Source organism: Chloroflexus aurantiacus J-10-fl (assembly GCF_000018865.1).
GTDB classification, from domain to species: domain Bacteria; phylum Chloroflexota; class Chloroflexia; order Chloroflexales; family Chloroflexaceae; genus Chloroflexus; species Chloroflexus aurantiacus.
Map to the genome: position 1 here is coordinate 283,926 of NC_010175.1, position 25,702 is coordinate 309,627.

Sequence of the window (25,702 nt, forward strand, 5' to 3'; positions counted from 1 at the left end):
CAGACCACGACCAGGAAGTTCACCGTAACGAATACCCTGCCTTCGCCACCACTGCTGAACAGAGCCACTTACCCCACCACGACAATCCGCACAGGCTGCCGGGATTCCAGATCATGCGAACATGTGTTAAAAATCCCTATTGACACAAACGTTCGAGTGTGATATGGTAAAAGTGTAGTACGAGTAAGTACGTGCAAGGAAGAGGAGGGACCATGATGCTGACCACAGCAGATATTCCACAGGCCGATGTACTTTGGGATGTAGCGCGTGTCGCCGAAGCAATCGCTCGCGGGCGGATGACGGCTGAGGAGATTGGCGCCTATCTCGGCGCAAAAGGTCAGCGTCAAGGTCTTTACTACATGCAAGCCGCTCGCATCATCGGGTTGATTGAAATCAGCGAGCAAACCGAAACAGCCCAACTCACCAAGTTCGGACTTGCCTTCACCCGTTATAACCGTGCCGATCAGCGCTCCGCACTACGCCGCCAGCTCCTGCGCTACGAGCCAACCCGTTCTGTCATTGCCGCCCTCCGTAACGCCCCCGAAGGTCTGAGCCGCAACGATGTTGCCCGTATCCTGCAACAACTGGCTCCCCTGGCCGAATCAACCGCCCAACGACGCGCATCCACCGTCACCGCATGGCTTACCGAGATCGGGCTTGCCGACTGGCGTGATGACCGGCTGTACTACTGTGGGCCATCGTTACCATTACCCTTACCGGCAACCCCACACAATTCAGCATCGTTCGCGCCGGGTGTGTGACGAACCGGCATGGAAGACGGACAACACCGCATCTGGTAGCACAGGAAGCAGGGTGCAATGCCAGCATTGCTTCCTGGCGATATGACTGAGCATGAAATAAGGGGTATTAGCGCTCTGGTGCCTGCGTGGTATCACTGCGGGGCTTGAGCGACAGGGGCCGTCACGGTACGGATGCGAGAATCAGTGCTCGTGCGCCTGCGTGGTATCACTGCGGGGCTTGAGCGACAGGCCGTCACGGTACGGATGCGAGAATCAGTGCTCGTGCGCCTGCATGGTATCACTGCAGGAGAAGGTACGTCTCTCAAGCTAATGTAGAACTTATTTCATACAAGCTGTGCTATCGTGTTTCCAGTCTATCGCCCAGGCGCCAACGCAGCATAGCCTGCTCCCTGGCTGCTGGTATGGCAGCGAGGAAGGCTGATCACTATCGTCGGTGCCATCACGTGCTGGGCTGGTTGCCTTGCCCGCTCGTCATGCGCGTGTTGCGAAGTTTGGAGTGCGGCAGCCATGCTGCCGCGCCAGCCGTGCTTACGATCTGGCGCGTGTCACGTGGTTGACCTGGCTGGAAACAAGGATGCTGTGTGTGCTCGTCACGATCATGGTTTCGGTCGGCAATAGGAGATGTTTTTTGAAATAGGTTCTAGCCTGCTCCCTGGCTGCTGGTATGGCAGCGAGGAAGGCTGATCACTATCGTCGGTACCATCACGTGCTGGGCTGGTTGCCTTGCCCGCTCGTCATGCGCGTGTTGCGAAGTTTGGAGTGCGGCAGCCATGCTGCCGCGCCAGCCGTGCTTACGATCTGGCGCGTGTCACGTGGTTGACCTGGCTGGAAACAAGGATGCTGTGTGTGCTCGTCACGATCATGGTTTCGGTCGGCAATAGGAGATGTTTTTTGAAATAGGTTCTAGCCTGCTCCCTGGCTGCTGGTATGGCAGCGAGGAAGGCTGATCACTATCGTCGGTGCCATCACGTGCTGGGCTGGTTGCCTTGCCCGCTCGTCATGCGCGTGTTGCGAAGTTTGGAGTGCGGCAGCCATGCTGCCGCGCCAGCCGTGCTTACGATCTGGCGCGTGTCACGTGGTTGACCTGGCTGGTCACGGGGAGGCTGGATGTGCATGTCACGTTCATAGAGTCTGTCAGAAGTGAATGGGCTAACTTCCAGTAAATGTTCTTTGAAGTAGGTTCTACGGTGCTGCTGTTCATCCGTACAGCCCTCACACACTGGATGGGACACCCGTTCAACCCAGGGCTGCCCGTGTTTCGTCATTTGGTGTGTGAAAGCTATGCTCCCGCACCGACAGGCGCAGAGCGCAGCGCGTATCCGTGCTGGTACGAGACCATGGCACAGGGTATGCATGAGCATGGACGGGAAGCCCACCCCACGGGAAGTTATCGGTACAGCGCCGACAACGTCGCACACCGTTGTGCAAGGGTTGGGCAGACCGACAACGATTGAGCGCCTCGGCGATGATGCACCGTAGTGGTAAAGATGTGGTATCACGGATGGTCAAATAAGACGAACGTGCTCTGCATGCATGTCGTCCCGTGATCCGCAGGGAAACCGCTGCGATCCGCACCTGATCGTGAGCAAGGCCGGAAGCGGCAGCATGGCTGCCGCACTCCATACCACGCGACCCGAACACCTCTGGCGGGCAACGGTATCGTCGCCGAAACTGATTCCCTGCGTGCGAAGCAGGAAAGCTGATTCGGCCTGCTGTGCGCAGGGATGATGGCAGGGTGATCGTCGGATCACGGCCAGAAACGCCAGTACACCAGATTTTCTATCACGCCACCCGGCAACGTGGAAGAGATGGATCGCCACGCCCAGATCACTCTGGCACAACCTGGTGGGCTGATGCGCCGGGCCGGGCGGCGAGCGAACCGTACATTGGGTGTGACAGGAACTACTCACCAAACCATATCAGAAGAGATGCACTGGTGAGAGCCGGCGGCGTGTGTTCTCAGCCACGTATTTGCACTAATCACGCCACCTGCTCGGCCCGCACCGGTGCCGCCACCTGCCAGTGCAACATTGCCATGCCGATCAGGCCGACGATTGCCAGTAAGACAAAGATCATCCCGTAGCCGGTAAAGGTTGCCAGCACCCCGACCAGAACCGGCCCTGCCGCCGCTACCGGCGCTAATGCCAGATTCGCCACCCCAATGTAGGTCGTGCGTTCCGCAGGTGGGCTGAATGCAAAAACCAGTGTGAAGCCGGAGAGTTGATAACCGGCCTGAGCTGCACCGACCAGCGCAAAGATGATAAAGAACCACGTACTGACGGGGGCCAGCAATGCCAGCACTAACGCAGCCATACCCATGCCGGCTGACAGCACCAGCACCTGTTTGTGCCCCCAGCGATCTGCCAGCGCTCCCAGCCCGATATTGCCGACCGCCTGAGCGGCCATCATCACGCCGGTGAACAAACCAATATCAGCCGCCGGTACGTGAAACCGCTCTAAGGCAGCCGCCGTGAGAAAGCTATGACCGGTCAAGCCAAAGGCAATCGCAGCCCGACAAAAGAGGTAGCGGCGAAATGCAACATCGCGGCGGAGTAACGGCCCCAGGCCACGCAAGAAGACGTGAAAGGGACGGGTCGGTATCGGTGCCTGGGCCGGCTCTACCGTTAGTGCCAGGAAGACGTATGAAACCACCATCGCAGCAAAGCAGATCAGAGCCAGTATGCCTGCACTCTGGGGAAAAGGTTGTTGCGCCAGAATTGCTGCGGCGAGGGCACCACCACCGATCCCGAACAGACCACCCAGACCGGCCTGCAAACCAAAAAAGACACCCCAGCGCTGCGCCGGAATGATACGGGCAATCAAATCTTGCCAGGCGATTGAGGTTAGACCGGCACTCGTTGCGAAGATCGCGTATAAACTCAGCACAATCACCAACAGGACACTTGCCGGTAGATCGGGCATTGTCAGTAGAATAATGCCCAGCGCCAGAAACGGTAGCCGTTCACCAATGGTCGCTATCAACACCCACGGTTTGCGGCGTGGTTGTGCGGCAACGAGCGGTGCGGTAAATAAGCCCGGTAGCAACCAGCCGGCAAAAAAGATGGCCGGAATCAGTCCCTGCACCCAACGGGCATCGGTCAGGCGCTCGACAATTAACGGCAATACCGTAAAACGCGAGACCAGGCTAATCCCAAACGTAAAGGCACTCCCATCGAGAACATTTAACCAGAAATTGCGCCGGGCATAGCGGGCCAACACCGCCTCTGACGACGAGGTCATAGTAGCGTTCCTTACCTTGTTTCACCGCTGATCGTTCAATTATGACAGCTTCTATCGTAGCGCTGTCGTACCGATCATGGATCGTTCGCCCGACGGATCGTGCTGGTTGAGCAGCAATCAGGGCAAAGCCCTGTGCGCTCATCTATCCAAATTTATCAATCCCTTCACCGGCCAGCACCCGACCGTTTGACGCGCTACCTGACCAGTCGCCACTTGCACGCTGCCATCATCGCATCAACCACTCCAACATCTGCCCCCAATCCTTACCAAACCCTAACAAAACCCTCGTAAGACTCTAACGCTGGCACGGTATGCTACAACTGAACAAAAAAAAGTATGTCGGTTCACGAAATTGACGAAAGGGTAAGTAAGCAATGACATTCACACCAGAACAATCGACGGTTACTGAAATTTCTCCCCGCGATCTGTATGCCCGCTTGCTGAGTGCGCAACCACTCTTTATCCTCGACGTGCGCAACGAAGAGGAGTTTAAGCGAATGCCGGTTGAGGGTCACGCAACGCTGCGCACACTCAATCTGCCATATTTTGATTTCATCGAGGATGAAGAGGCTGCGCTGGCGCGCCTGCCAAAAGATGTTGAAGAGTTCATTGTCATTTGTGCCAAGGGCGGCGCTTCCCAGTACGTAGCCGAGGTGCTGAACAATCATGGTTATCGTGCCGTATCGCTCAGCGAAGGCATGATCGGTTGGGGCAACTACTACGACGTCCGCGACGTGGTGAAGGCCGATTGGGGACGCATCGTTCAGATTGCCCGACCTGCCCGTGGCGATCTCAGCTTTGCCGTGATCAGCGATGGTCAGGCGGCACTGGTTGATCCACTGCGCCACATTCAGGTTTACCGCGAACTGATCGAGAACGCGGGTGCCCGATTAACTGCTATTCTCGACACCCACGTCCACGCCGATCACATCAGTGGCGGCCCTGCGCTCAGCAAAGAGACCGGTGCTCCGTACTATATCCACCCCTACGATGCCATTCACCCCATCGACATGCTGCCGGCTGTGATCGCCTACGAGCCACTCCGCGATGGGCAAACCTTCCAGATCGGTCAGGTACGTATCACCACCATCTGGTATCCCGGCCACACCCTCGGTCAGGTGAACTTCCTCGCCGAGACGCCGGATGGCGGACGCTACCTTTTCACCGGCGACGGAATCTTCCTGCGCTCGTTCGGGCGCCCCGACCTCGGTGGTAAGGGTGAAGCCTGGACCCCCATCCTCTACCGCAGCATGTTCGAGTGGCTGCCCCGGCATCTGACCGACGACACCGTGATCCTGCCGGCCCACTTCAGCACGCTCGATGAAGACGCCGGTAATGGTATCTTTGCCGCACCGTTTGCTCAAGTCCGTGCCCAAAACGACAGCCTGCAACCGCGGTCGCTCGAAGAGTTTACCAGCTACGTCCTGAGCCACCTGCCGGTCTTCCCACCAGAATACGTAGAAATCAAGCGCGTCAACATTGGCCTGGTCGAAGCCTGTGAGGGCAAAGCCAGCGAGCTTGAGCTAGGCAAGAATATCTGTGCACTGGCCGGGTAACGGTGTACAAAGGTATGAGTACTGGCGGCAGATCACGCTACTGCCGCCGAATATACAGTACAATACAAGGAAGGAGAATCATATGCCACACTTCGATCAAACGCTTGATGTCAAAGGGGCAAAATGCCCGATGCCACTGGTGAAGAGCCGTAAGGCAATTACCGAACTGCCGGTAGGTCAGGTTCTGCAAGTTATCTCGACTGACCGCGGCTCGGTAGCCGACTTCCAGGGCTGGGCCAAGACGGCGAAGAACGTCGAACTGATCGCCCAGGAGACGGTACAGGAGAATGGTCAGGAGCTGTACGTCCACTATCTCCGCCGCACCGCCTGACCCCACATTCGGTTGCGCTGGTAGATCAACACAGGCAGAGGATGGAAAACAATGACAACACCAATGACAGAAACAGTTGACACGCAGGCGCTGCTGAGCAGGATTGCCGAACTGGAGCAGCGGGTAGCCGCGCTCGAACAATCACCGGCCCAGAGCATCGAAGATCGGCTGGCGATGGTCGTCTTCTCTGGCGATCTCGACAAAGCAATTGCCGCATTCATTATCGCTACCGGCGCTGCCTCGATGGGTCTGGAAGTAAGCATGTTCTTCACCTTCTGGGGCATTAGTGCCGTCAAGAAGCAGAAGGTCTTCAGCGGAAAGAACCTGCTCGAACAGGGCTTCACCGCTATGCTCCCCGGCAAACTGGGTGAACTCGGCCTGTCGCAGATGAACTTCTTCGGCGCCGGCGCCCAGATCATTCGCAACCTGATGAAACAGCACGATGTCGCCTCGCCGGAAGAACTCTTCGCCATGGCCCGCGAACTGGGTGTACGGATGGTCGTATGTGATATGTCGCGTGAGCTGCTCGGGATTAAAGATGAAGAGCTGGTTGATGGATTGGAAACCGGTGGTGTAGCAACCTTCCTCGGCGACGCGGCCCGTGCCAAAGTAACGTTGTTCATTTAGAAGAGCAGGTAACATTAGCAAAGTCATTGATCGGCGACGGCGCGATCACTTCGCAAGCGGAGCGCGCCGTCGTTTCTTGTGAAAGGATATTGAGACCATGTTTCGACAACTCTTTCGCCGTGATGTAGTCCAGAATCATATTGCCACCATGACGGTTCAGGAGCTGAAAACACAATTGGATGCCCGTGCTCCGATGGTATTGATTGATGTACGCCAGCCTGAAGAATTCGCCTACGACGGCCACGTCTCCGGTGCCCGTCTGCTCCCCCTGCCGGTGCTGGCCTCGCGCCTGAACGAACTACCGAAAGATCAGCCGATTGTCTGCATCTGTCGTTCAGGTAACCGCAGCCAGGTAGCCTGTGAAATGCTTCAGCGCCATGGCTTCACCAACGTTACCAACGTCGTTGGTGGTATGGTTGCCTGGCAGCGAGCCGGTTACCCGGTGAGTCGTCAGCATTAAGGTTGAATCGCTTTCGTTTTGCAAGATATGGACACCACTATGCAACATCAGGCTATATGCAATACACTCCAGCACCAGACCGAAGTTGCGCCGTTGCGCAGCTATGTGGTTACCGAGAACGTGCTACTGGCTGCCCAACCGCAGCCAGAAGACTGGCAACGGTTTGTTGAGGCCGGCTATCAAACCGTGCTCAACATTCGCAGCGATCCCGAACGGGCGGCGCAACAGGCTGCCAATGCCCGCGCTGCCGGGTTGCGCTACATTCACGCCCCGTGGCCGGCTTATGAACTGGAGCCAGAACATCTTGCCGAATTTGCCCGCATTGTAGAAGACCCGGCCACCGGCAAACTGGTCTTCCACTGCCGCAGTGCCACGCGCGTCGGCCTGATCTGGATGCTCTACCGGATGGTACATCAGGGCTGGAGCCGCGAGCAGGCTGAAGCCGAACTGCGGGCAGCCGGTTACGACGATGATGCCATCGAGACCTTCGATTTCTGCGCCGGCGATTTCTTTGAACGGGTCGGGTCACAGGCATAGGGAGGGGAATTATGACGCCCGTTTCAGCTCATCGGCCCGATGTGCAGGCAGCGTTGCTGGCGATGATCTATCGCTATCTCCCATTCCTCAACTGGCTGCGCCATTATCGTCGTGAACACCTGCCGAGCGATGTGGTTGCGGGCATTGTGACGGCGATCATGCTCATTCCCCAAAGCATGGCCTACGCTCAACTGGCCGGTCTGCCCCCACAGATCGGCCTCTATGCCTCTGTTGCACCACTCATTGTCTACGCGCTTCTCGGCACCTCCGGCCAGCTCTCGGTCGGCCCTGTTGCCATCACCTCGCTCCTCGTGTTTAGCGGTGTCAGCAGTCTGGCCGAGCCAGGCAGCGCACGTTACATCCAGCTAGTGCTGTTACTGGCGTTCATGGTTGGTGCGATCAAGCTGACATTTGGTGTGCTCCGGTTGGGAGCGATCCTAAACTTTATTTCGCATCCAGTACTGACAGCGTTTACCAGTGCCTCCGCACTGATTATTGCTGTTGGTCAGCTCAAATATATTCTCGGCTACCGCATCGGCGGCGAACACATCCACGAGACCATCGGCCAGGCAATTGCCGGTTTAAGCCAGACGAATCTGGTCACACTGACCATCGGTCTGGTCAGCATTGGCCTCCTCGTCTTTTTCCGTCAGGGTTTACGGCCCCTGCTACGCCGGACAGGTCTCCCACCATTGGCGATCACGCTGATTGTAAGCGGCGCACCGCTGCTCACCGTCATCCTGGGCATCCTGGTCGCCCAAACCCTCTTCCTGGATCAAACAGCCGGCATTGCGGTAGTAGGAGCAATTCCGGCGGGTCTCTCGCCAATCAGTGTACCGGCATTTTCCATGGCCGATGCGCAGGCGCTCCTGCCAACCGCCCTGACCATCGTGCTGGTCAGTGTCGTCGAGTCTATTGCGGTAGCGAAGGCCCTGGCCAGTAAACGCCGGCAGGCTATCGATCCCGATCAGGAACTGGTAGCACTGGGAGCTGCCAACATCACTGCCAGCTTCTTCAGCGGCTATCCGGTTACCGGTGGCTTTGCCCGCTCGGTGGTGAATGCACAGGCCGGCGCCATCACCGGTCTGGCGTCACTCATCACTGCCCTCGGAATCGCGGTGATTCTGCTCTTCTTCACCCCAGTCTTCTACTATCTGCCGCAGGCAGTCCTGGCCGCCACTGTCATCGTCGCCGTTATCGGATTGGTCGATCTGCGTGAACCCCGCCGTATCTGGCGCACCAACCGTGGCGATGCCTTCACCTGGTTGATCACATTCCTGGCGGTCCTCACCCTGGGCATCGAGACCGGCATCTTCGTCGGAGTTGCCTCGGCGCTCATCCTCTACCTCTGGCGCACAAGCCGCCCTCATATCGCGATTGTGGGTCGGTTAGGTGACAGTGAAGTGTACCGCAACGTCGAACGGTATCAGGTCAAAACGTGGCCGCACGTAGTGGCAGTGCGGGTTGATGAGAGCCTCTACTTTGCCAATACCCGCTACCTCGAAAGTGCCCTGTTGCAGATTGTTGCTGAACGACCATCGGTAAAACACCTTGTGTTGATCGGCTCAGCGATTAACTTTATCGACTCCAGTGCACTCCATACGCTCGAACATCTCATTGACGAACTGCGCGATGCCGGCGTCGAATTCCATCTGGCCGACATCAAAGGGCCGGTAATGGATCGGCTCAAGCAATCAGAATTGATTGACAAAATCGGTCACGACCATATTCATCTGACGACCCATACCGCTATGCTGGCATTGGGTTGCCAGGATTAGCAGCTTATCAAAAGCACCACTCTGCGAGTGGGTGAAGGCAACACCTTCGCCCACTCATTGAGTAGCTCTATGCCGAAAGGTTTTCGACCATGAAATACCGTTTTCTGCTTCTGCTGATGATCGGCCTGGCATTATTAACTGCATGTGGTACCACCACTGCATCAACCTCGACCACCAGCACACCGGCGAACATTACCGTTGCCCGGCTGAAGAGCATGCTCGACCAGAACGAAACCTTCTTCCTGCTCGATGTACGCACACCCGCCGAATTTGTCCAGGATGGCCGGATCGCTCAGGCCACGCTCATCCCACTTCAGGAGCTTGAGCAACGGCTGAGTGAACTACCAACCGACAAAACCATCGTCTGTATCTGCCGTTCAGGAAACCGCAGTTCAGTTGCCTGCAACCTCCTCAAAGAGCGCGGCTATCAGGCTATCAATGTGACCGGTGGGATGAATGAATGGAAGGCCGCCGGCTACCCGACGGTGTTCGGGCAGTAGAACTCATAAAAGCTGTGCGGTCGTGTTACTAGACGGTCGCACAGGCGCATAGCGCTTACTAATTGCCACCTCTCAGGCTGCTGATATGGCAGCGAGGAGGGCTAACGAGCATCGCCAGAGCCATCGCTCGTTGGATTGGGTCATTACCCGCCTGTCATGCGCGTGTAGAAGCATTTGGAGTGCGGCAGCCGTGCTGCCGCGCCAGCCGTGCTTCGTGCCGAGAGTGTGTCACACGGTTGACCTTGCTGGTCACGGGGATGCTGTGGGTGCGCGTTACGATCATAGAGTCTGTCAGCAATGTATGAGACACCTTACAGCACAACAGGGTGTCCGTATGTGGACACCCTGTCAGGAACACACGTGCGGCACTGAGGTTATACAAGGCGAGGGCGAAACTTATACCCGTACACCAAAACCCCATCTTCGCCAGAATCCATCAAACGGCGGGTAACCATCTCGACCGGCATACCGATTGCCAGATCGGCCTCATCACAGTCGGTCAACTGAGCCGTTACCAGCGGGCCTTCTTCCAGGCGCACCAGCGCAACCGGGTAGACCCCAAAACTGGCAAATCCTTCGGGAGCCTGTCGCAGCACGCTGAAGCTGTAGATTTCACCTCGCCCGCTCAACTGATACGGCTCCCAATCGTTCGGATCTTCGTCGAGCGCGGGTGGATGCGGCGGAAAACGAATCTCACCGGTATAACGGTGACGTTGTCCTTCGAGACGGTATCGCGGAACCCGATCCCGCCAGTGACGGGCTATCTTCATGGTGCCAGACCTCCTATCAGGCCAACTATAGCAGCAAGGCCAACGGTAACACACAAGAACAGCAAAGTAATAACCAGCAGAATGATGGCAATGTAAAGCGCTTTCTGCGATGGCAGGTTCATGCCGGACTGGATTGCCAGATAGGTGAGATACACTCCATAAATGGAAAGACCGAGCAACAGAATATCGCCGACCAGTGGTATGACAGATACAATGCTCTGAGCTACTGCCAGCGGTGACGAGAAGAGCGATAGGCCCCAGGCCAGCTCACCGAAGCTACCAGTACCGCCGAAAGCCCTGCCTAACAGATAGATGAAACCCCAAATAATAAGTGAACCGATAATCGTGCCGAAAATCCCTGCAAAGATAGCAATGATCGGATTACCCTGCTGAGCAATGGCCGCTTCAATGGCATCAGGTGGCACACCTTGCGTCTCAAGTTGCGCACGCAACTCCCCAACTCGTAAAGGTGCTGTGATTGCAGCAAGGATACCGTTGATCACACTTGCAATGACCGCATAGATCAACGCCCAGACCAGATTGTCACGCTCATGTTGCTCGAACGACTGAACCGACGGACGGGTAAGTACGGCGATGCTGCCATTGACCATTTCCTGAATCACGGGAGCGCTCCTTGGTTACAACAGGCGGAAAACAACCTTATTGTACCTGACGCAACCATTTCTGTGAAGGGGTGAACTTACGATTCGCGAATCAGAACATGGCTGACAGCAGTCGCCCCGATCCCGCCGAGTGACTGGCTCAGACCAATCCGGGCATTGCTCACCTGGGTCGGGCCGGCCTGCCCACTAAGCTGGCGAGTCAGTTCGATCACCTGATAGACCCCACTGGCGCCGCCCACATCACCGCGTGCTTTGTAACCGCCGAAGGTAGCAATTGGCGTCTTCCCGGTTGGGGTGATTGCGCCCTCGGCTGCATAGCGCGGTGCTGTTCCAGGTTCGTAGCAGCCAATTGCCTCTAAGGCAAGGGTGGCGGCAATTCCGTGCGGATCGGTCAATTCCCACACCTGCACATCACCAACACCCAGATGCGCCCGGCCAAGTGCAATATGGGCACTCGCCCGCGCTGCACTCAAGTCGAGCGGATTTCGCCGCCGATGGAGCGCCGGATGATCGGTGGCAACAGCCGAACCGGCAATGCGAATCCGTGGGCGGTCGAGTTCACGGGCAATCTGCTCACCCACAACGATCAGCGCAGCAGCACCGTCGGCCAGCGTACTGCAATCGAGCATGTTCAACGGTGAAGCGATCTGGGCGGCTTTCCGATATTTATTCGCATCAATCGCAAAGCGGTACAGCGCCAGCGGGTTGTGCACACCGTTGGCGTGAGCATTGATCGGAAACGGCGCAAATGCATCGGCGGTATAGCCATACTCGTGCATATACCGGCGCATCAGCATCGCCCATTGTGCCGTCAATGTCACCCCGTGCAACGCCTCTTCAGTGCTGTCGGCAGCCATTGCCTGCGCAGCCTCGATCTCATCTTCGAGATGATCGGTGACCTTATCAACCCCGATCACGAGTGCCACCGCCACGCCGTTTTGCACGGCCTGCACCGCCTGGTACAACGCCAGCGCCCCACTGGCACCAGCCGCCTCAACTCGATATGCCGGAATCGACGGTGACAGCCCCAGGATGCTGGCCAGATACGCACCAGCCTGGCTTTGACCGTAGAGTTCCTCGCTGAAGGCACTGCCAACATAGAGCGCTCCAATCTGATGCGGAGCAATCTCTGGCGCACTCGCCAGTGCCGCCCGCGCTGCCTCACTCACCAGATCGGCCAGCCCACGGCGATAATGTTCGCCAACGGCGGTTGCCCCTATCCCTGCAATATAGACATTGGTCATTGTTGCACTCCTGATAGACTATCCCATCACCAGCTTACCGCGCCACTTCGCATAGATGGCGTAATCAATCATCACTGCCCGTTGCAGGTAGGCCGCGACAAGCGGTGCCCGCTCACGACGTTCCAGAACGGCTTCGGTAACAGTAAGTGCATAGGCATCGGAACCGGCCCCACTGCCGTAGGTCGTCATAAAAATCGTCTCACCCGGTTGGGCCACATCGAGGATAGCGCAGAGACCAAGCAGCGCTGCCCCGGAATAGGTGTTACCGATCTGAGGGCTGAGCAAGCCGGGGGCAATCTGTTTATCGGTGAAACCCAGGCGTTTGGCAACCGCTTGCGGAAACTTGGCATTGGGTTGATGAAAGACGGCATAGGTGAAATCGGCTGCGGTGCGGTTGAGATGGCGTAACAATTCGGTAGCTGCTGACTGAATCTGATGGAAGTAAGCCGGTTCGCCGGTGAAGCGATTACCGTGCACCGGGTAGGGCCGATCGGCGCGACGGTAAAAGTCGGGCGTATCGGTCACGTATGACAACGTGGCATCAATGGTTGCCAGCGCCTCGCTGGCCGGACCAACGATCAACGCTGCGGCACCGGCGGAAGCAGTGTATTCCAGCGCATCACCGGGGCGGCCCTGCGCTGTATCGGCGCCGACGGCCAGCGCATAGCGTTGCATACCACTGCCAACCAGCGCCATCGCTGCGGTCAGCGCTTCAGAACCGGCTTTGCAGGCAAACTCCCAGTCAGCGGCGCTTACCCAGGGGCCGGCCCCCAGCGCATCGGCAACCACCGTCCCTGAAGGTTTCACGCTGTACGGATGGCTCTCACTACCGATCCAGACTGCACCCAACGCCGTCGCCGGGATGGCGGCCCGGGCCAGCGCATTGCGAGCCGCTTCAATAGACATCGTAATCGTATCTTCGTCAGGACCCGGAACACTCTTCGCCTCGATTGGCGTTCCACTCTGCCCATCAGTCCAGACCCGGGCGATCTCGCGGGCAGCAATCCGGTACCGCGGGATATAGGCACCGTAGCCGACAATACCGACAGGATGCTGTGGTTTCATCATGAACTGTACTCCATGCAGATGTCAGGCATACCCAGACCGGCTCGCCTTCCGCAGGCGAACCAATACGTACCGAATCCTCATCTGTTATCGGGAAACAGAGAGTCCCTTCACCGGCCAACCTGCCGGTGAACACAGGCGCATCATCACGCTGTTGGTGTCGGGGCGGCCTGCAGAACAGGCCGCCAGAGGTATCACATTAGTTGTGCGTGGGGTTACCTATCGTGCGCCCTTCGAGTTCGGCAATGATCTCTTCAGCACGCGCCAGTTTGATATTCCGCTCGGCGACCATGCGCCGGGCAACTTCATCAACCAGGGTACCACTGGCACCGGCAGCCATCGCGATCTGGCGGGCATGCAGGCTCATATGTCCCTGTTGAATACCCTCACAGGCCAGAGCACGCATCGCCGCCAGATTATTCGCCAGACCGGCAGCGACACAGACCTCGGCCAGTTCAGCAGCGCTACGCACACCGAGCAGTTTCAACGCGGCCTGGGCGGTGGGATGGACTTTGGTTGCGCCACCCACGATCCCTACCGCCAGCGGCATTTCGAGCGTACCAACCAGGTCACCCTGCGCATCACGCTCCCAATGGGAGAGTGACGTATAGTGACCATTGCGGCTGGCGTAGGCATGCGCACCCGCCTCTACCGCACGCCAGTCGTTACCGGTTGCGACCAGCACCGGGTCAATGCCGTTCATAATGCCCTTGTTGTGGGTTGCCGCCCGATAGGGATCGACCGCAGCAAACGCATAGGCCCAGAGAATGCCTTCAACAACCTCTTCGCCACTCAAACCATCGCGGGCCAGCGATGCTGCCGGCACCACACAACGGGCACGAGCCAGCCGACGGTCGGTCAGATTCGAGAGAATGCGCAGATAGACCTTACCACCGGTCATCTCGGCCAGCAGCGGTGCGACCGCCTCGGCCATCGTATTCACCGCGTTGGCACCCATCGCATCGCGGCAATCGATAATCAAATGCACAACCAGCATCGGCCCCATCGGGCTGGTGGGGAAGAATCGTACCTCAACATCGCGTGCTCCGCCACCCAGACTGACCAGCGAACGACTTTGCGCATTGGCCAGGGCAAGAATCTCTTCCTTACGCGACAAAATCGTTTGCCGGGCCTGATCGGGGTCGCGAACATTGACCAACTGCACCTGACCGATCATCAGTGGTTCGGTACTGCTCGTCTCAAACCCACCCCCGTCTCGCACCATCCGCGCCGCGTAGCTGGCCCCGGCCACAATTGACGGCTCTTCAACCACCATCGGAATCAGATAATCACGGCCATTGATACGGAAGTTGGTCGCGATACCGAGCGGCAGATTATAGGTACCGATCACATTCTCAATCATTTTATCGGCACGCTCAATCGTGAGCGCACCACCATGGCCGCCGTGCAAGGCGCGTAAGTCTTCATCGACTAATCCATCAAAGGATTTCACCATTTGCAGTCGCTCAAATGGATTAAGCTGATAAAACCCTTGTAAGCGAGAACTCTTAGTCCCCATATGAGGACGCCTCCTTCTCTCAATATATATTTGTCTTCCGCTGTTACGATACCACGACAATAGTCGCGAAATGGTTAACAACAACTGTCAAAACCTATCATACGCCTGTCTGGCTGCTGTCATGAGAGCTATACCGTGCGTATGTTGACGTATGGTACAATAGAGTACGTGATATACAAACGTCTGTTCGCATTCATCATAAGCCTGTTCTACCTGAGCGCCTGTGCAACAACGCCATTGCCGCCGCTCTTATCTGACCTGCTCACCCGCTCGCCGTCTGGCACGCAGGAGATGATCGCTTTTCTCTACTATGATGAACAGGGGGCGCGGCTGGTGAGCAGTCTGAGTGTCAGTGCGGATCGTCCGTTGCCACTCGACCCACCTGAGCGCCAGGTCTGGATCGGTGGTCTCGATCCACCGGCTGACATACCGCTGACCAATGAAGCTGGCGTGCAATATGGGCTGGTCATCGCCCAGGGAAACTGGCAATCTGCCGGCAACTACGGGCCAGGCGGACAATGGCCCTATACCCTCGTCACGCCATCGTTTCAATCCATCACCCCAGATAGAGTCGAACTGGCGCAACTCTTCAATGACAACCGCTACGAAGGACGCCTGGTGCAGATGAGAGCTGCACTGTTGCTGGCTGATGGTACCAGTTTACTGGTCGACTCCATCGGGGCTGGCGGTATTCCGGCGGCCGGTGCCCGCCAGGTCAAACTTTTGCATGGTGAGAGTGATCAAGCAGCTTTGAGCCAATTACAGGCCAGGGGCAACGTGCGCTACGGTTACGTTGACGTGATCGGTGTCTGGCGGCAGGGGCGACTGGAGCCACTCCTGATCAGACCGCTGCCGTCAGAATAGCGCGTACCTGTTGCAGGAGCCGTTGCAAAGTGAACGGCTTCGCCAGAATCGGTGTTACGTCAGGCCCTACGTGTTCGCTGTCCACATAGGCCGAGATATACAACACCCGTGCCTGCGGATACAACCCACGAAGCTGTCGATACAGTTCATCACCATTAAGCGTCGGCAGCATCACGTCGGTAATCAGAAGATCGATAGTTCCCTGGTGACTGGCAGCTAACCCCAACCCATACTGCGCATCTGTCGCCTCTATCACCTGATAGCCATGCAGACGTAGCGCACTGGCAATCAGGTGCAGTACTGCCGGTTCATCTTCAACCACCAGCACCGTCTCGTGACCAAAGAGCTGATCTTTACTGAACGCAACATCTTCGCTAACCGCCGCTCCATCCTTCAGTGCCGGCAGGTACACGGTAAACGTTGCACCCTGACCGGGCAAACTCTGCACATCGATGTAACCGTGATGCTGCTTCACAATCGCCGCAACCGTCGCCAGGCCAAGCCCGGTACCTTTACCGGACGGCTTTGTGGTAAAGAATGGTTCAAATATCCGTGAACGGATCGCCGAATCAATCCCACAGCCGGTATCACTAATCTGCAAAGCGATGTAATCACCGGGGGGCACATCAGCAGGCCAGGGGAAGTCAGTGTCTTCAGGACTCACAAACGCGGTAGTGATGGTAATCGTGCCATTACCTTCGATAGCATCACGGGCATTGATCACCAGATTCAGCAGTATCTGTTCAATCTGACTGACATCCGCCTGTACCGGTGGCAGATCTGACGCAAGCTGAAGCTGAATATCAATTCGTTCCCCGATAATCCGACGGAGAATCGCCACAAAATCGCTGATAACCCGACTAATGTGGATTGGCTTCATCTCCATTCGTTGCTGACGGCTAAACGTTAAAATCCGCCGGGTCAATGCGGTAGCCCGAATCCCAGCCGCCCGAATCTGATCAAAATCGCTGTACAACGGATTATCAGGCGTTACTTCAAGCATCCCCATCTCAGCGAACCCGATGATCGGCACCAACAGATTATTCAGGTCGTGGGCAATACCACTGGTCAGCGCCCCAATCGCCTCTAACTTCTGCGACTGAAAGAGCTGCTCAGCAAGTTGTTGCTGCTCTTCTTCCATTTGCTTCCGTTCGGTCAAATCAAAATGGGCACCCAGCATATGCGTCGGGCGACCGTGCTGATCGTAAATCAGCGCCGCCTGCGAACGAATCCAGCGGTAGCTCCCATTCTTATGACGAAGGCGAAACTCAAGGGCAAAATCGGGCCAGGGCCGATGCAGATAACGGTACAACAGGTTCAGACAACGTTCGCGATCATCGGGATGGATCAGCTCCTCCCACACGGTGAGGGAATCAACAAGCTCATCGGCAGCATAGCCAATTTGCGCCTTCCACTCCGGCGAAAAGAAGACCCGATTGGTCTGCAAATCCCACTCCCACAACCCAATCTGGGCCGATTGCACTGCCAACTGCAACCAGGTTTGGGTACTGGAAAGCATGGCCTGCTGCAAGCGACTCACTTCCAGGGCCAGACGGCGGGCACGTAAAAGAATCTCTATCCGCGCCTGCAATTCGACCTTCTGGATCGGACTGATCACCAGCTCATCAACCGTCTGCCAGAGGTGATGCGTATGATACTTAACATCACCTCGCGTCGTGACCAGCAAGAAGGGGAGAAAGATGGGATATGCCGCAGCACGCCGGGCCTGAATGGCCGCTTCAAACGTCGCCAACGCGGGGCCATCGACGATACAAAGCTGAAAGGAGCGCTGGAGATCGGCCTCACTATCAGCAATAATTGTTTGATAATGGTGCCCCAACCAGTCACGAAGCAATTCCCGATTTGCCGCATTGGCCAGTAAGAGCAAGATTGTGTCATCGGGCATGGTGCATCCTTTTCGTGCCTGCTATATCGTGCCCTCTGTTGTGGGTTGCCGCATGACAGCATGTACTCATTCTTTTGTATCGTCGGGTAGCGGATCATTACCCTTTCGGAACTCCCATCCGAAGGTTGGCGAAACCATCCGGTAACTGCCGGGCCAATCTCACGCCTTATCAACCCACGTCGGCATTCCACTTAGAATACCGCGTAAATTGGTGAGCGGCTTCCCTACTTTAATCCCATAACGAGAAATCGCAAATTCGCGCAATGTCTTCTCAAAATCACCCAACCGTTTTTTCAAAACCCCGATGGCCTTGCGCAGCTCACCCTCAATCTCTAAAAAGCGCAAAAAGATGATATTGTCGCCCAGATAACTGGCGCCAATCTCAGTAACTTTGAAATCACCCACAATGTCGGTTGTATCCATGATTAAAAAGACCGTTACGCCTCGACTCTGCAAATATTTGCTCAGAGCATGCAACTGACTGATCAAGTCTTCACCGTGCATACACAGGCGGTAGCCGGTCACACTATCGATCATGACAACTTTAATCTGCTCTTGTTCGATAAAGTAGCGTACATGCTGGGCAAACTCTGCCGGGTTGTACTGAAGCGGCTCGATCTTCTCAATCCGCAGCAATTGTTGTTTTTGCATTGCCCGAACCGGAATATTCACCGCCTCACAACGCTGTTGCATAATCTCGATCTCTTCTTCAAATGAGAAGACCATCGACCGCTCACCGCGACTGGCTGCCTCCTTCATAAATTGAAAACCAAGGGTCGTTTTACCCACCCCCGACGGGCCGGTGATCAGTGTGATCGTGCCTCGTTCAACCCCACCGTTCAGCAACTCATCAAGTTCGGGTACTCCAGAAGGGATCAATGTGAAAGCATGGCCGGCCACCAACGGGGTTGGAATGATACGTGGGAATACCTGCAAGCCCTGAGTGGTCAAACGCATCGCATGACGACCACTCACAAACGATGAACCGCGCATCTTGCTGACGGTCAGATAGCGACCGGTATTGGTTAATTCGAGCGAGATGATACCATCAGCAATATACTGCAAATCATCATCAGGAAAGGCGGCACTATTCTCAGCCGAAAAGACAACTGTCGTTCGCTGTTCAGCGAGAAACCGCAGAAATGAGATAACCTGCTTGCGGAATTGAAAGGTATCAGGAGTGAGATAGCGAAACTGAGTAATCGAGTCAAGGAAGACCCGTGTGGGTTGCAGACGTTGTACGGTCTCAACAATCTGGCGCGTAATCGGTTCTCGTTCTACTTCAGCCGGTGAGAAGATGTCGTAGATTTGGGTGTTGGCAAAAAAATCAGATGATGGACTGAGGTCGAGGATATGAACCTGATTGAGATTGATGCCTGTTTGCGCTGCATTCCAGCGAATTTTACTCTCGGTCTCTTCGAGGCTGATAAATAGCGTCGTTTCGCCATTTGCCGCGCCGGCAGCCAGGAAATGGAGGCCAAGCGTCGTTTTTCCCGTTCCCGGCCCGCCACGCACCAGGTAAGCGTAACGTGGCACCAATCCACCACCACAAATTTCGTCGAGGCCGGGGATACCAGTTGCGAGACGTTGCGTTGCTGCCTGTTCCATGATGATCCCCCACTACCACCAATCAACATAGCATCCATACTAATCTGTTTACAAGTCAGCGTCAAGGAGTTGTCAGGCAACATCTATGTATCGATGGGTAATCAGAAATTATCTCAATACCGTCAGCACGTTACCAGACGCTTCCCTTCCAGCGGCAGTACGTATGATTTGTGCAAGCATACCGTCTACACCAGACCTGCTTCGCAGCAGAAGCATGTGCCTCCAGCCACCGGTCGCCCCCAATGCCGATAACCCCCTCGACATATTCCCCTCCGCACATAGCCAGCCTGACCGGTTTGTCACACACTCTGCATATATGGTGTAGGATAACAGGGTCACACGATTACGTGGAAAGACGAAAGGACAGATAATGACGAACCGATTGCAACAATTACGGGCAACGCTGGCCGCACGCGAATTACCGGCAATGTTGCTCACTGCGCCAACCAGTCGCCGTTACATCAGCGGCTTCACCGGTAGCGCCGGTGCTTTGCTTATCAGTGCCGAAGCCGCCTTCTTGCTCACCGACGGTCGCTATCTGATACGAGCTGCGGCTGAAGCACCGCACTTTACCCTGCGTGAGGTACGTCCTCCGGCCAGACCAATGACCGCCCTGATCGCTGATCTGGCGAGCGAACTGGGCATCAAACGATTGGGCTTTGAAGCGGCGGTTATGACCGTTGCCGAGCATCGTCAGTACACCGCCGCGCTTGGCAATGCTATCGAGCTGGTTCCCACCGAGAATATTGTGGAAGAACTACGGATGGTCAAGGATGAGGAAGAAATTGCGCTGCTGCGCCGGGCCGCCGCCATCACCGATGCTGCCCTGGCCGCAGTGCTACCCGCACTCACCCCTACCATGACCGAGCGTGAAGCGGCATGGCGCCTCGAAGTAGCACTGCACGACCTGGGTGCCGAAGGGCCGTCTTTCCCGATTATCGTGGCTGCGGGTCGCAATAGTGCCCGTCCACATCATACGCCGGGTGATGATGTTTTGGGGGAAGGCCAACCGATCATCATCGATATGGGGGCCCGTCTTGATGGCTACCACGCCGATTTGACTCGCACGATTGTGCTCGGTCAACCCGACGACACCTTTCGAGCAGTGTATGCGGCAACCCTCAAGGCACAACAGGCTGCCATGCAAGCCCTTCGCCCTGGATTACCGTGGTCTGAAGCTGATGCCATCGCTCGCCGCGTTATCGGTGAGGCCGGCTACGCTGAAGGCATCGCGCACAGCCTCGGCCACGGCGTTGGTCTGGTGATCCATGAAGCACCCTGGCTCCGAATTACCGCCCCTGACGCACCTCCCAGTCCGCCGTTGCAGGCCGGAATGGTGACTTCTATCGAACCGGGCATCTACCTGCCGGAATGGGGTGGGGTGCGGATTGAGGATTTGGTCCTCATCACGACCAATGGTTACGAGGTGTTGTCACAGGCACCGAAGTAATCAGGCACTTGCCACACAAGATCGCCAGCCACCCTGATCCTGGGACGCCACAGGGTAGCCTGTGGCGTTTCAACCAGCAAGTGGTTATCGCCGTACACACATATCGTTGCCGGCGTATTCGCATCGCCCCACACGCGATGGGCGTATCATAACGCGACTCCGACATCGTTCCCGAAAACCTGTGCTACAATAATGCACGTATGTTCGTATAAAAAATGCTGGAGAAACACGAAACCCCCTGGCAACTGCCAGCGGGTCTCGTGTGGGGGGGGTGTCTGTATGATAACGGTTCTTTTACTTTTTGGCAACCCCCCAACGGTACTACTTTAGACCATTTTTTTATAGTACCTCCGACGAACTTCTACCGTAACCGTGGAGTTTCCAATGAGCCATACGACTGTCGCTGATCGCATCAACGAGCTACGCAGCCTGATCCGCCGCTACGACTATCACTACTACGTGCTCGACGATCCCATCGTCAGCGATGCTGAATACGATGCGCTGATGACTGAATTGCGCGCATTGGAGGCGGCACACCCAGAGTTAATCACCCCCGACTCGCCAACCCAACGGGTAAGCGGGACACCTGCATCTCAGTTTGCCAAAGTACAACACCCGCAGCCGATGTTATCACTCGGTAATGCCTTTACGAAGGCTGATCTCCTGGCATGGCGGGATCGGGTACTACGACTCCTTGGCCCCGATGCCATAGTAGCCTATGTGGTCGAGCCAAAGATTGACGGTCTGGCCGTTGCTCTGACCTACCGCGATGGCCGCTTGGTGCAGGGGGCCACCCGTGGCGACGGTGAGGTTGGCGAAGACGTGACGGCAAATCTGCGCACCATCGGCAGTATCCCGCTGACACTTCAAGCGACCAGTACGCCCCAAGATGATGACTTGCCGACGACATTGCCGACCACGATAGAGGTGCGGGGCGAAGTCTACATGCGCACGGCTGATTTTGAGACGCTGAATGATCGGCTTGCCGCCGCAGGAGAGAAAATCTTCGCGAACCCACGCAACGCTGCTGCCGGCTCGTTACGCCAGAAAGACCCCACAATTACCGCGGCCCGTCCGCTCCGCTTCTTTGCCTACGGTGTTGGCGTCGTTGAAGGCATTTCGCTCAGCAGTCAATGGCAAACGCTCCGCTATCTGCGCGCACTCGGCTTTCCAGTCAACCAGGATGTTCGCCGCTTCACCGACTTCGCTGAAGTCCTGGCCTATTGCGAAGCCTGGATGGCCAAACGTGACGATCTACCTTACGAAGCCGATGGGGTAGTGATCAAGATCGATGATTTCGCCCAGCAACGCGAACTGGGTGTTGTCGGGCGCGATCCCCGTTGGGCAATTGCCTTCAAATTCCCGGCCCGCGAAGCGATCACCCGCTTGCTCGATATTACGGTCAATGTTGGTCGTACCGGCGTCGTCACACCCAACGCTGAACTGGAGCCGGTACAGATCGGCGGTGTGACAGTACGAAACGCCAGTTTGCACAACGCCGATTACATTGCCCAGCGCGACATTCGGATCGGCGATTATGTCATCGTCAAACGCGCCGGTGACGTGATACCCTACGTGGTCGGCCCGGTGATCGCCCGTCGCGATGGCAGTGAGCGGCCCTGGCAATTTCCAACCCATTGCCCGGCCTGTGGCTCACCGCTTGAACGCGAAGAAGGTGAGGCGGCCTGGCGCTGCAACAATTTCAGCATCTGCCCGGCCCAACTGGTACGCCGGGTCGAACACTTCGTCAGCCGATCAGCCCTCGACATTGTTGGGATGGGTGAGCGACAGGCAGAACTCTTCGTCCAGCGCGGTCTCATTCGTGATGTAGCAGACATTTTCTTCTTGAAAGCCGATCAACTGGCAGAACTGGAGGGATTCGGCCCGAAACGGATCGCCAACCTGCTCGCCGCCATTGACGCTGCCCGGCAACGGCCACTCGACCGGCTCCTGGTCGGGCTGGGTATCCGCTACGTCGGCACCGTCGCCGCCCAAACTCTTGTTGCGGCGCTGGGATCACTCGACGCAATCATGGCAGCGCGCCAGGAAGAACTGGAACAGATTCCCGGTATTGGCCCGGTGGTAGCGGCCAGTATTGTTGATTTCTTCTCACGTCCAGCAAACCGGGCGCTGATAGAGAAGCTGCGGGCAGCCGGGGTACAGATGGGTGGGGTGAGTGGTCCAACGCGCCAGAGCGACACCCTCGCCGGCAAGACATTTGTCTTGACCGGAACGCTACCCTCGCTGAGCCGTGAGCAAGCCAGCGCACTCATTGTTGCCCATGGCGGTAAGGTGACCGATAGTGTGAGCAAAAAGACCAGCTATGTGGTGGCCGGAGCTAATGCCGGGAGTAAGCTCGCCAAAGCACTCCAGTTAGGGATTCCGGTCATTGACGAAGCCGGTCTGCTGGCATTGATCGGAACAACGGCAGAACCACCACCATCGCCACCACCACCTCCACCGGAAACCAACACCGACGGCAATCAGTTGCTCTTACCGCTTGACGGAGAATGACCCGACGGCGTGGCAGTGCTCCGCTCCAGCCGTGCCGGCACGTGCCGGATGGGTTGCCTTACACACGCATCATGTGCGTGGCGCAGGGTTTGGAGTGCGGCAGCCATGCTGCCGCGCCAGCCGTACACACGATCCGGCGCGGATTGCAGCGGACACCCGTGCCGGTACGTACCCCTGATGATGGGGATGGCTGAGCGCAGGCCGGCAGCCTGCCCCACAGCGTGCTGGTGCCGGTAGTGTGTAGGGGCGGGTTCGGTAGGGGCGGGTTCTCAACCCGCCCCTACGGACGGTGCCTGTGCCGTTCACCTGACCTTCCAAGGGATGCGGTGGACGGGAATGTCTTGCATCGCGTGCAATCGATGGTTGTTCAGAGGTAATCGCAGCCGCTACGCTCCCCGCTCCCGCACAGCGCTATGCCTTACCCATACCCAGGTTGTCAACCGCTTCGCTCATCAGTCGAACCTATCTCATCGTGCGCGATCCTGGGCACTATCGCGTCGCCCTGCTGTCGCGTGGGTCGTACGTCACGAACGGAAAGCGGATGATAGATGATAGCAGCGGAGGTAACCGTTGGATCAGACCACGGGGAAGACGTCCAGCCTGCGCACCAGCGGTCATGGCCAGCCCCTGCCGGCGGTGGATGGAATGCCTCCACAGGGAGCGCTTGCAGCTCGGCCTAACGCAGCGTGACATGTGGGTAATGCATAGCCCCAGCAGAGGGAGGTTGGGAGGGGATAAAGAATAATTTGCCCAGATTGCCGCCTGGGTAAGTACGTTCCTCCCCCCAACGGGGGGAGGTTGGGAGGGGGGCGGGATTTAGGTCATCGGGAGCTATCTGGAGAACGCCCACACCCCAGCGGAGCGAGGCCAGGCTGGAGTGTGATGCCGGGACGTGTAAACACCCCCACCCTCACCCGCCCCCGCCGGGGGCGGGAAGCAGCGGCACCGAATGACTCCCGCTGGTGCGGGCTGGTGCAGGTGATGAGCGCGCCGAAGGTGCGCGCTCCCAGGGGGCAGACTATTGTCTGCGCACGGTGTGTATCGGTCAGGGCCAGGGTGATAGTTGTCTCTACTTCCAGATGTGGTAGAACGACTTCAACCCTCGCCTACTGCCGATCCATCCTCACGATCCATTGCCCCGGATTGCGGATTTCATCCATCGACGGCAGATTCTCCGGTCGCTCCCATACCCGGCTGGCAAACTGAATGCCACGCGCTGCGACAACCGCATTGACAAACGCCTCGCCCTGCTGATATTGAGCCAGCTTCAGATCGAGACCGGTCAGACGGAAGACCATCTGGTCAAGCATGGTGCGCTGGCGTTGGCGCTGGGCAATCTGCTGCTCAATCTGGTTGAAGCTGGGCAACAACCGGCGACCAACTGCATTCATCACGTGATTCCCGTAGCCTTCGATCAGCGACATCAGCGCCTGAATCCGGTCAAAAACCGCTCGCTGCTCAGGTGTTAACACGGTCTCGATCCAGTGTTGACCACTCCCAATACCTTGCAAGAGGCGCATGAGCATATCGACCAGGCTATTGCCACTACTGAGCATTTGCCCACTGACGAGGGCAAAATTTTGCTCAAGTAGCTCGCGGAAGTACGTGCGCACCCATGGGTAGGCTTCAAACTCGAAGGCATGGGTCATTTCATGCAGCGTAATCCAGAGCCGGAAATCCTCGTCGCTCAGACCCAGTTGCTGTTGGACGCGGGCAATATTGGGTTCCACGAAATAGAGTGAGCCGCCGGTCGCCTCAGCCGACAGTAAACTGAGATCGTACTGACCGAGCACCCGTTGAGCCAGATAGCCGAGCAAGCCGCCAATCTGAACGCCCAGGAGCTTGCTGCTAACGTCATTCATCAGCACGCCGAGTGCACCCCGCCCACCGCCGTTCTTCTCGTACATCTCTTCAATCGGGCGAAAAAGCTGGCTAAATGAAACGATATTCGCTTCCAGCCATTCCCGCCGATCAAAGACAAAAATCCGACTTACCGGTTCAGGTAGCCGTACACCGAGATAGTCGGCGATCAGAGGTTCGCTGAGCGCCACCATCCGCGCATACTGCTCGCGCCGGAAAGCCCGATTATCCACCGGTGCCTGCTCCCATTGAGACAGCCGCAACGCAGCCTGGCGAGCCTGCTCCCAATCGATCAGACCGCTGGCAGGGCGAGTGCTGTTACGGGCACGTGTTTCAAGGTAATAACGTGCGGCAAATCCGGCAGCTACACCCAACAACAAAGCTGTGCCAAAACGGCGCAAATCATTCTGATTACCGGCCAAAGCAGTCTCCTTTCCAGCGCGAGCGGGGTAGGTTTAGTGTCTGTTAAGAGTCTATCATGATTGATCG

19 protein-coding genes and 2 pseudogenes are annotated in these 25,702 nt (G+C 57.0%); 11 read left to right on the plus strand and 10 right to left on the minus strand.

All coding sequences use genetic code 11. The features are described from left to right. Positions 1-212: 212 nt before the first annotated feature. Positions 213-761, plus strand: coding sequence for a DUF7226 domain-containing protein (locus CAUR_RS01135; protein WP_012256132.1), 549 nt, complete (start codon positions 213-215; stop codon positions 759-761). Positions 762-2,741: 1,980 nt separating this feature from the next. On the opposite strand, the gene CAUR_RS01140 is transcribed toward CAUR_RS01135, so the two are convergent. Further along, entirely contained in the window at positions 2,742-4,001 is a 1,260-nt protein-coding gene (locus tag CAUR_RS01140) for an MFS transporter (RefSeq protein ID WP_012256133.1), read from the minus strand. Between the two features lie 374 nt (positions 4,002-4,375). Between CAUR_RS01140 and CAUR_RS01145 the strand changes: the two genes are divergently transcribed. The 7 genes from CAUR_RS01145 (at position 4,376) to CAUR_RS01175 (ending at position 9,790) form a co-directional block, all read left to right on the plus strand. Next, on the plus strand, positions 4,376-5,557 hold the full coding sequence (locus CAUR_RS01145; RefSeq protein WP_012256134.1) for an MBL fold metallo-hydrolase: 1,182 nt from the start codon (positions 4,376-4,378) through the stop codon (positions 5,555-5,557). An 82-nt stretch (positions 5,558-5,639) separates the two neighbouring features. Beyond that, on the plus strand, positions 5,640-5,888 hold the full coding sequence (locus CAUR_RS01150) for a sulfurtransferase TusA family protein (RefSeq protein ID WP_012256135.1): 249 nt from the start codon (positions 5,640-5,642) through the stop codon (positions 5,886-5,888). Positions 5,889-5,939: 51 nt separating this feature from the next. Next, entirely contained in the window at positions 5,940-6,515 is a 576-nt protein-coding gene (locus tag CAUR_RS01155; protein WP_012256136.1) for a DsrE/DsrF/DrsH-like family protein, read from the plus strand. A gap of 97 nt (positions 6,516-6,612) precedes the next feature. Then, the gene (locus CAUR_RS01160) at positions 6,613-6,975 is read left to right on the plus strand and encodes a rhodanese-like domain-containing protein (RefSeq protein WP_012256137.1); all 363 of its coding nucleotides are present in this window, start codon (positions 6,613-6,615) and stop codon (positions 6,973-6,975) included. Between the two features lie 39 nt (positions 6,976-7,014). Continuing rightward, entirely contained in the window at positions 7,015-7,512 is a 498-nt protein-coding gene (locus tag CAUR_RS01165) for a protein tyrosine phosphatase family protein (protein WP_012660407.1), read from the plus strand. Positions 7,513-7,523: 11 nt separating this feature from the next. Continuing rightward, positions 7,524-9,290, plus strand: a complete 1,767-nt coding sequence (locus CAUR_RS01170; protein WP_012256139.1) for a SulP family inorganic anion transporter — start codon at positions 7,524-7,526, stop codon at positions 9,288-9,290. A gap of 89 nt (positions 9,291-9,379) precedes the next feature. Further along, entirely contained in the window at positions 9,380-9,790 is a 411-nt protein-coding gene (locus CAUR_RS01175) for a rhodanese-like domain-containing protein (protein ID WP_012256140.1), read from the plus strand. Between the two features lie 374 nt (positions 9,791-10,164). Here the strand turns inward: CAUR_RS01175 and CAUR_RS01180 are convergent, their stop codons facing one another. The 6 genes and pseudogenes from CAUR_RS01180 to CAUR_RS01200 all read right to left on the minus strand — a co-directional run bounded on the left by CAUR_RS01180 (position 10,165) and on the right by CAUR_RS01200 (position 15,011). Beyond that, positions 10,165-10,560, minus strand: coding sequence for a Zn-ribbon domain-containing OB-fold protein (locus tag CAUR_RS01180; protein WP_012256141.1), 396 nt, complete (start codon positions 10,558-10,560; stop codon positions 10,165-10,167). Next, a complete protein-coding gene (locus tag CAUR_RS01185; protein WP_012256142.1) occupies positions 10,557-11,183 on the minus strand; it encodes a Yip1 family protein in 627 nt (208 codons plus the stop codon). Before CAUR_RS01185 ends, CAUR_RS01180 begins: the two co-directional genes overlap by 4 nt. A 77-nt stretch (positions 11,184-11,260) precedes the next feature. After that, a pseudogene (locus CAUR_RS21845) lies at positions 11,261-11,692 on the minus strand (thiolase C-terminal domain-containing protein); the annotation flags it as partial. 75 nt (positions 11,693-11,767) lie between these two features. Next, a pseudogene (locus CAUR_RS21850) lies at positions 11,768-12,427 on the minus strand (thiolase family protein); the annotation flags it as partial. A gap of 18 nt (positions 12,428-12,445) precedes the next feature. Then, positions 12,446-13,495, minus strand: a complete 1,050-nt coding sequence (locus CAUR_RS01195; RefSeq protein ID WP_012256144.1) for a hydroxymethylglutaryl-CoA synthase — start codon at positions 13,493-13,495, stop codon at positions 12,446-12,448. Between the two features lie 196 nt (positions 13,496-13,691). After that, positions 13,692-15,011, minus strand: a complete 1,320-nt coding sequence (locus CAUR_RS01200; protein ID WP_012256145.1) for a hydroxymethylglutaryl-CoA reductase, degradative — start codon at positions 15,009-15,011, stop codon at positions 13,692-13,694. A 168-nt stretch (positions 15,012-15,179) separates the two neighbouring features. Here CAUR_RS01200 and CAUR_RS01205 point away from each other — a divergent pair, with 168 nt between their 5' ends. Then, complete coding sequence (locus CAUR_RS01205) at positions 15,180-15,875, plus strand: hypothetical protein (RefSeq protein ID WP_242605014.1); 696 nt, start codon at positions 15,180-15,182, stop codon at positions 15,873-15,875. On the opposite strand, the gene CAUR_RS01210 is transcribed toward CAUR_RS01205, so the two are convergent. Together CAUR_RS01210 and CAUR_RS01215 are read right to left on the minus strand one after the other, a co-directional pair. Then, positions 15,853-17,781, minus strand: a complete 1,929-nt coding sequence (locus CAUR_RS01210; protein WP_012256147.1) for a PAS domain-containing hybrid sensor histidine kinase/response regulator — start codon at positions 17,779-17,781, stop codon at positions 15,853-15,855. The genes CAUR_RS01205 and CAUR_RS01210 overlap by 23 nt on opposite strands. A gap of 159 nt (positions 17,782-17,940) precedes the next feature. Beyond that, the gene (locus tag CAUR_RS01215) at positions 17,941-19,389 is read right to left on the minus strand and encodes an ATPase domain-containing protein (RefSeq protein WP_012256148.1); all 1,449 of its coding nucleotides are present in this window, start codon (positions 19,387-19,389) and stop codon (positions 17,941-17,943) included. Between the two features lie 370 nt (positions 19,390-19,759). Between CAUR_RS01215 and CAUR_RS01220 the strand changes: the two genes are divergently transcribed. Together CAUR_RS01220 and ligA are read left to right on the plus strand one after the other, a co-directional pair. Continuing rightward, complete coding sequence (locus CAUR_RS01220; RefSeq protein ID WP_012256149.1) at positions 19,760-20,839, plus strand: M24 family metallopeptidase; 1,080 nt, start codon at positions 19,760-19,762, stop codon at positions 20,837-20,839. A 384-nt stretch (positions 20,840-21,223) separates the two neighbouring features. After that, entirely contained in the window at positions 21,224-23,353 is a 2,130-nt protein-coding gene (ligA, locus tag CAUR_RS01225; RefSeq protein ID WP_012256150.1) for an NAD-dependent DNA ligase LigA, read from the plus strand. 1,106 nt (positions 23,354-24,459) lie between these two features. On the opposite strand, the gene CAUR_RS01230 is transcribed toward ligA, so the two are convergent. Next, positions 24,460-25,635, minus strand: coding sequence for a zinc-dependent metalloprotease (locus CAUR_RS01230; RefSeq protein WP_012256151.1), 1,176 nt, complete (start codon positions 25,633-25,635; stop codon positions 24,460-24,462). Between the last annotated feature and the right edge of the window lie 67 nt (positions 25,636-25,702).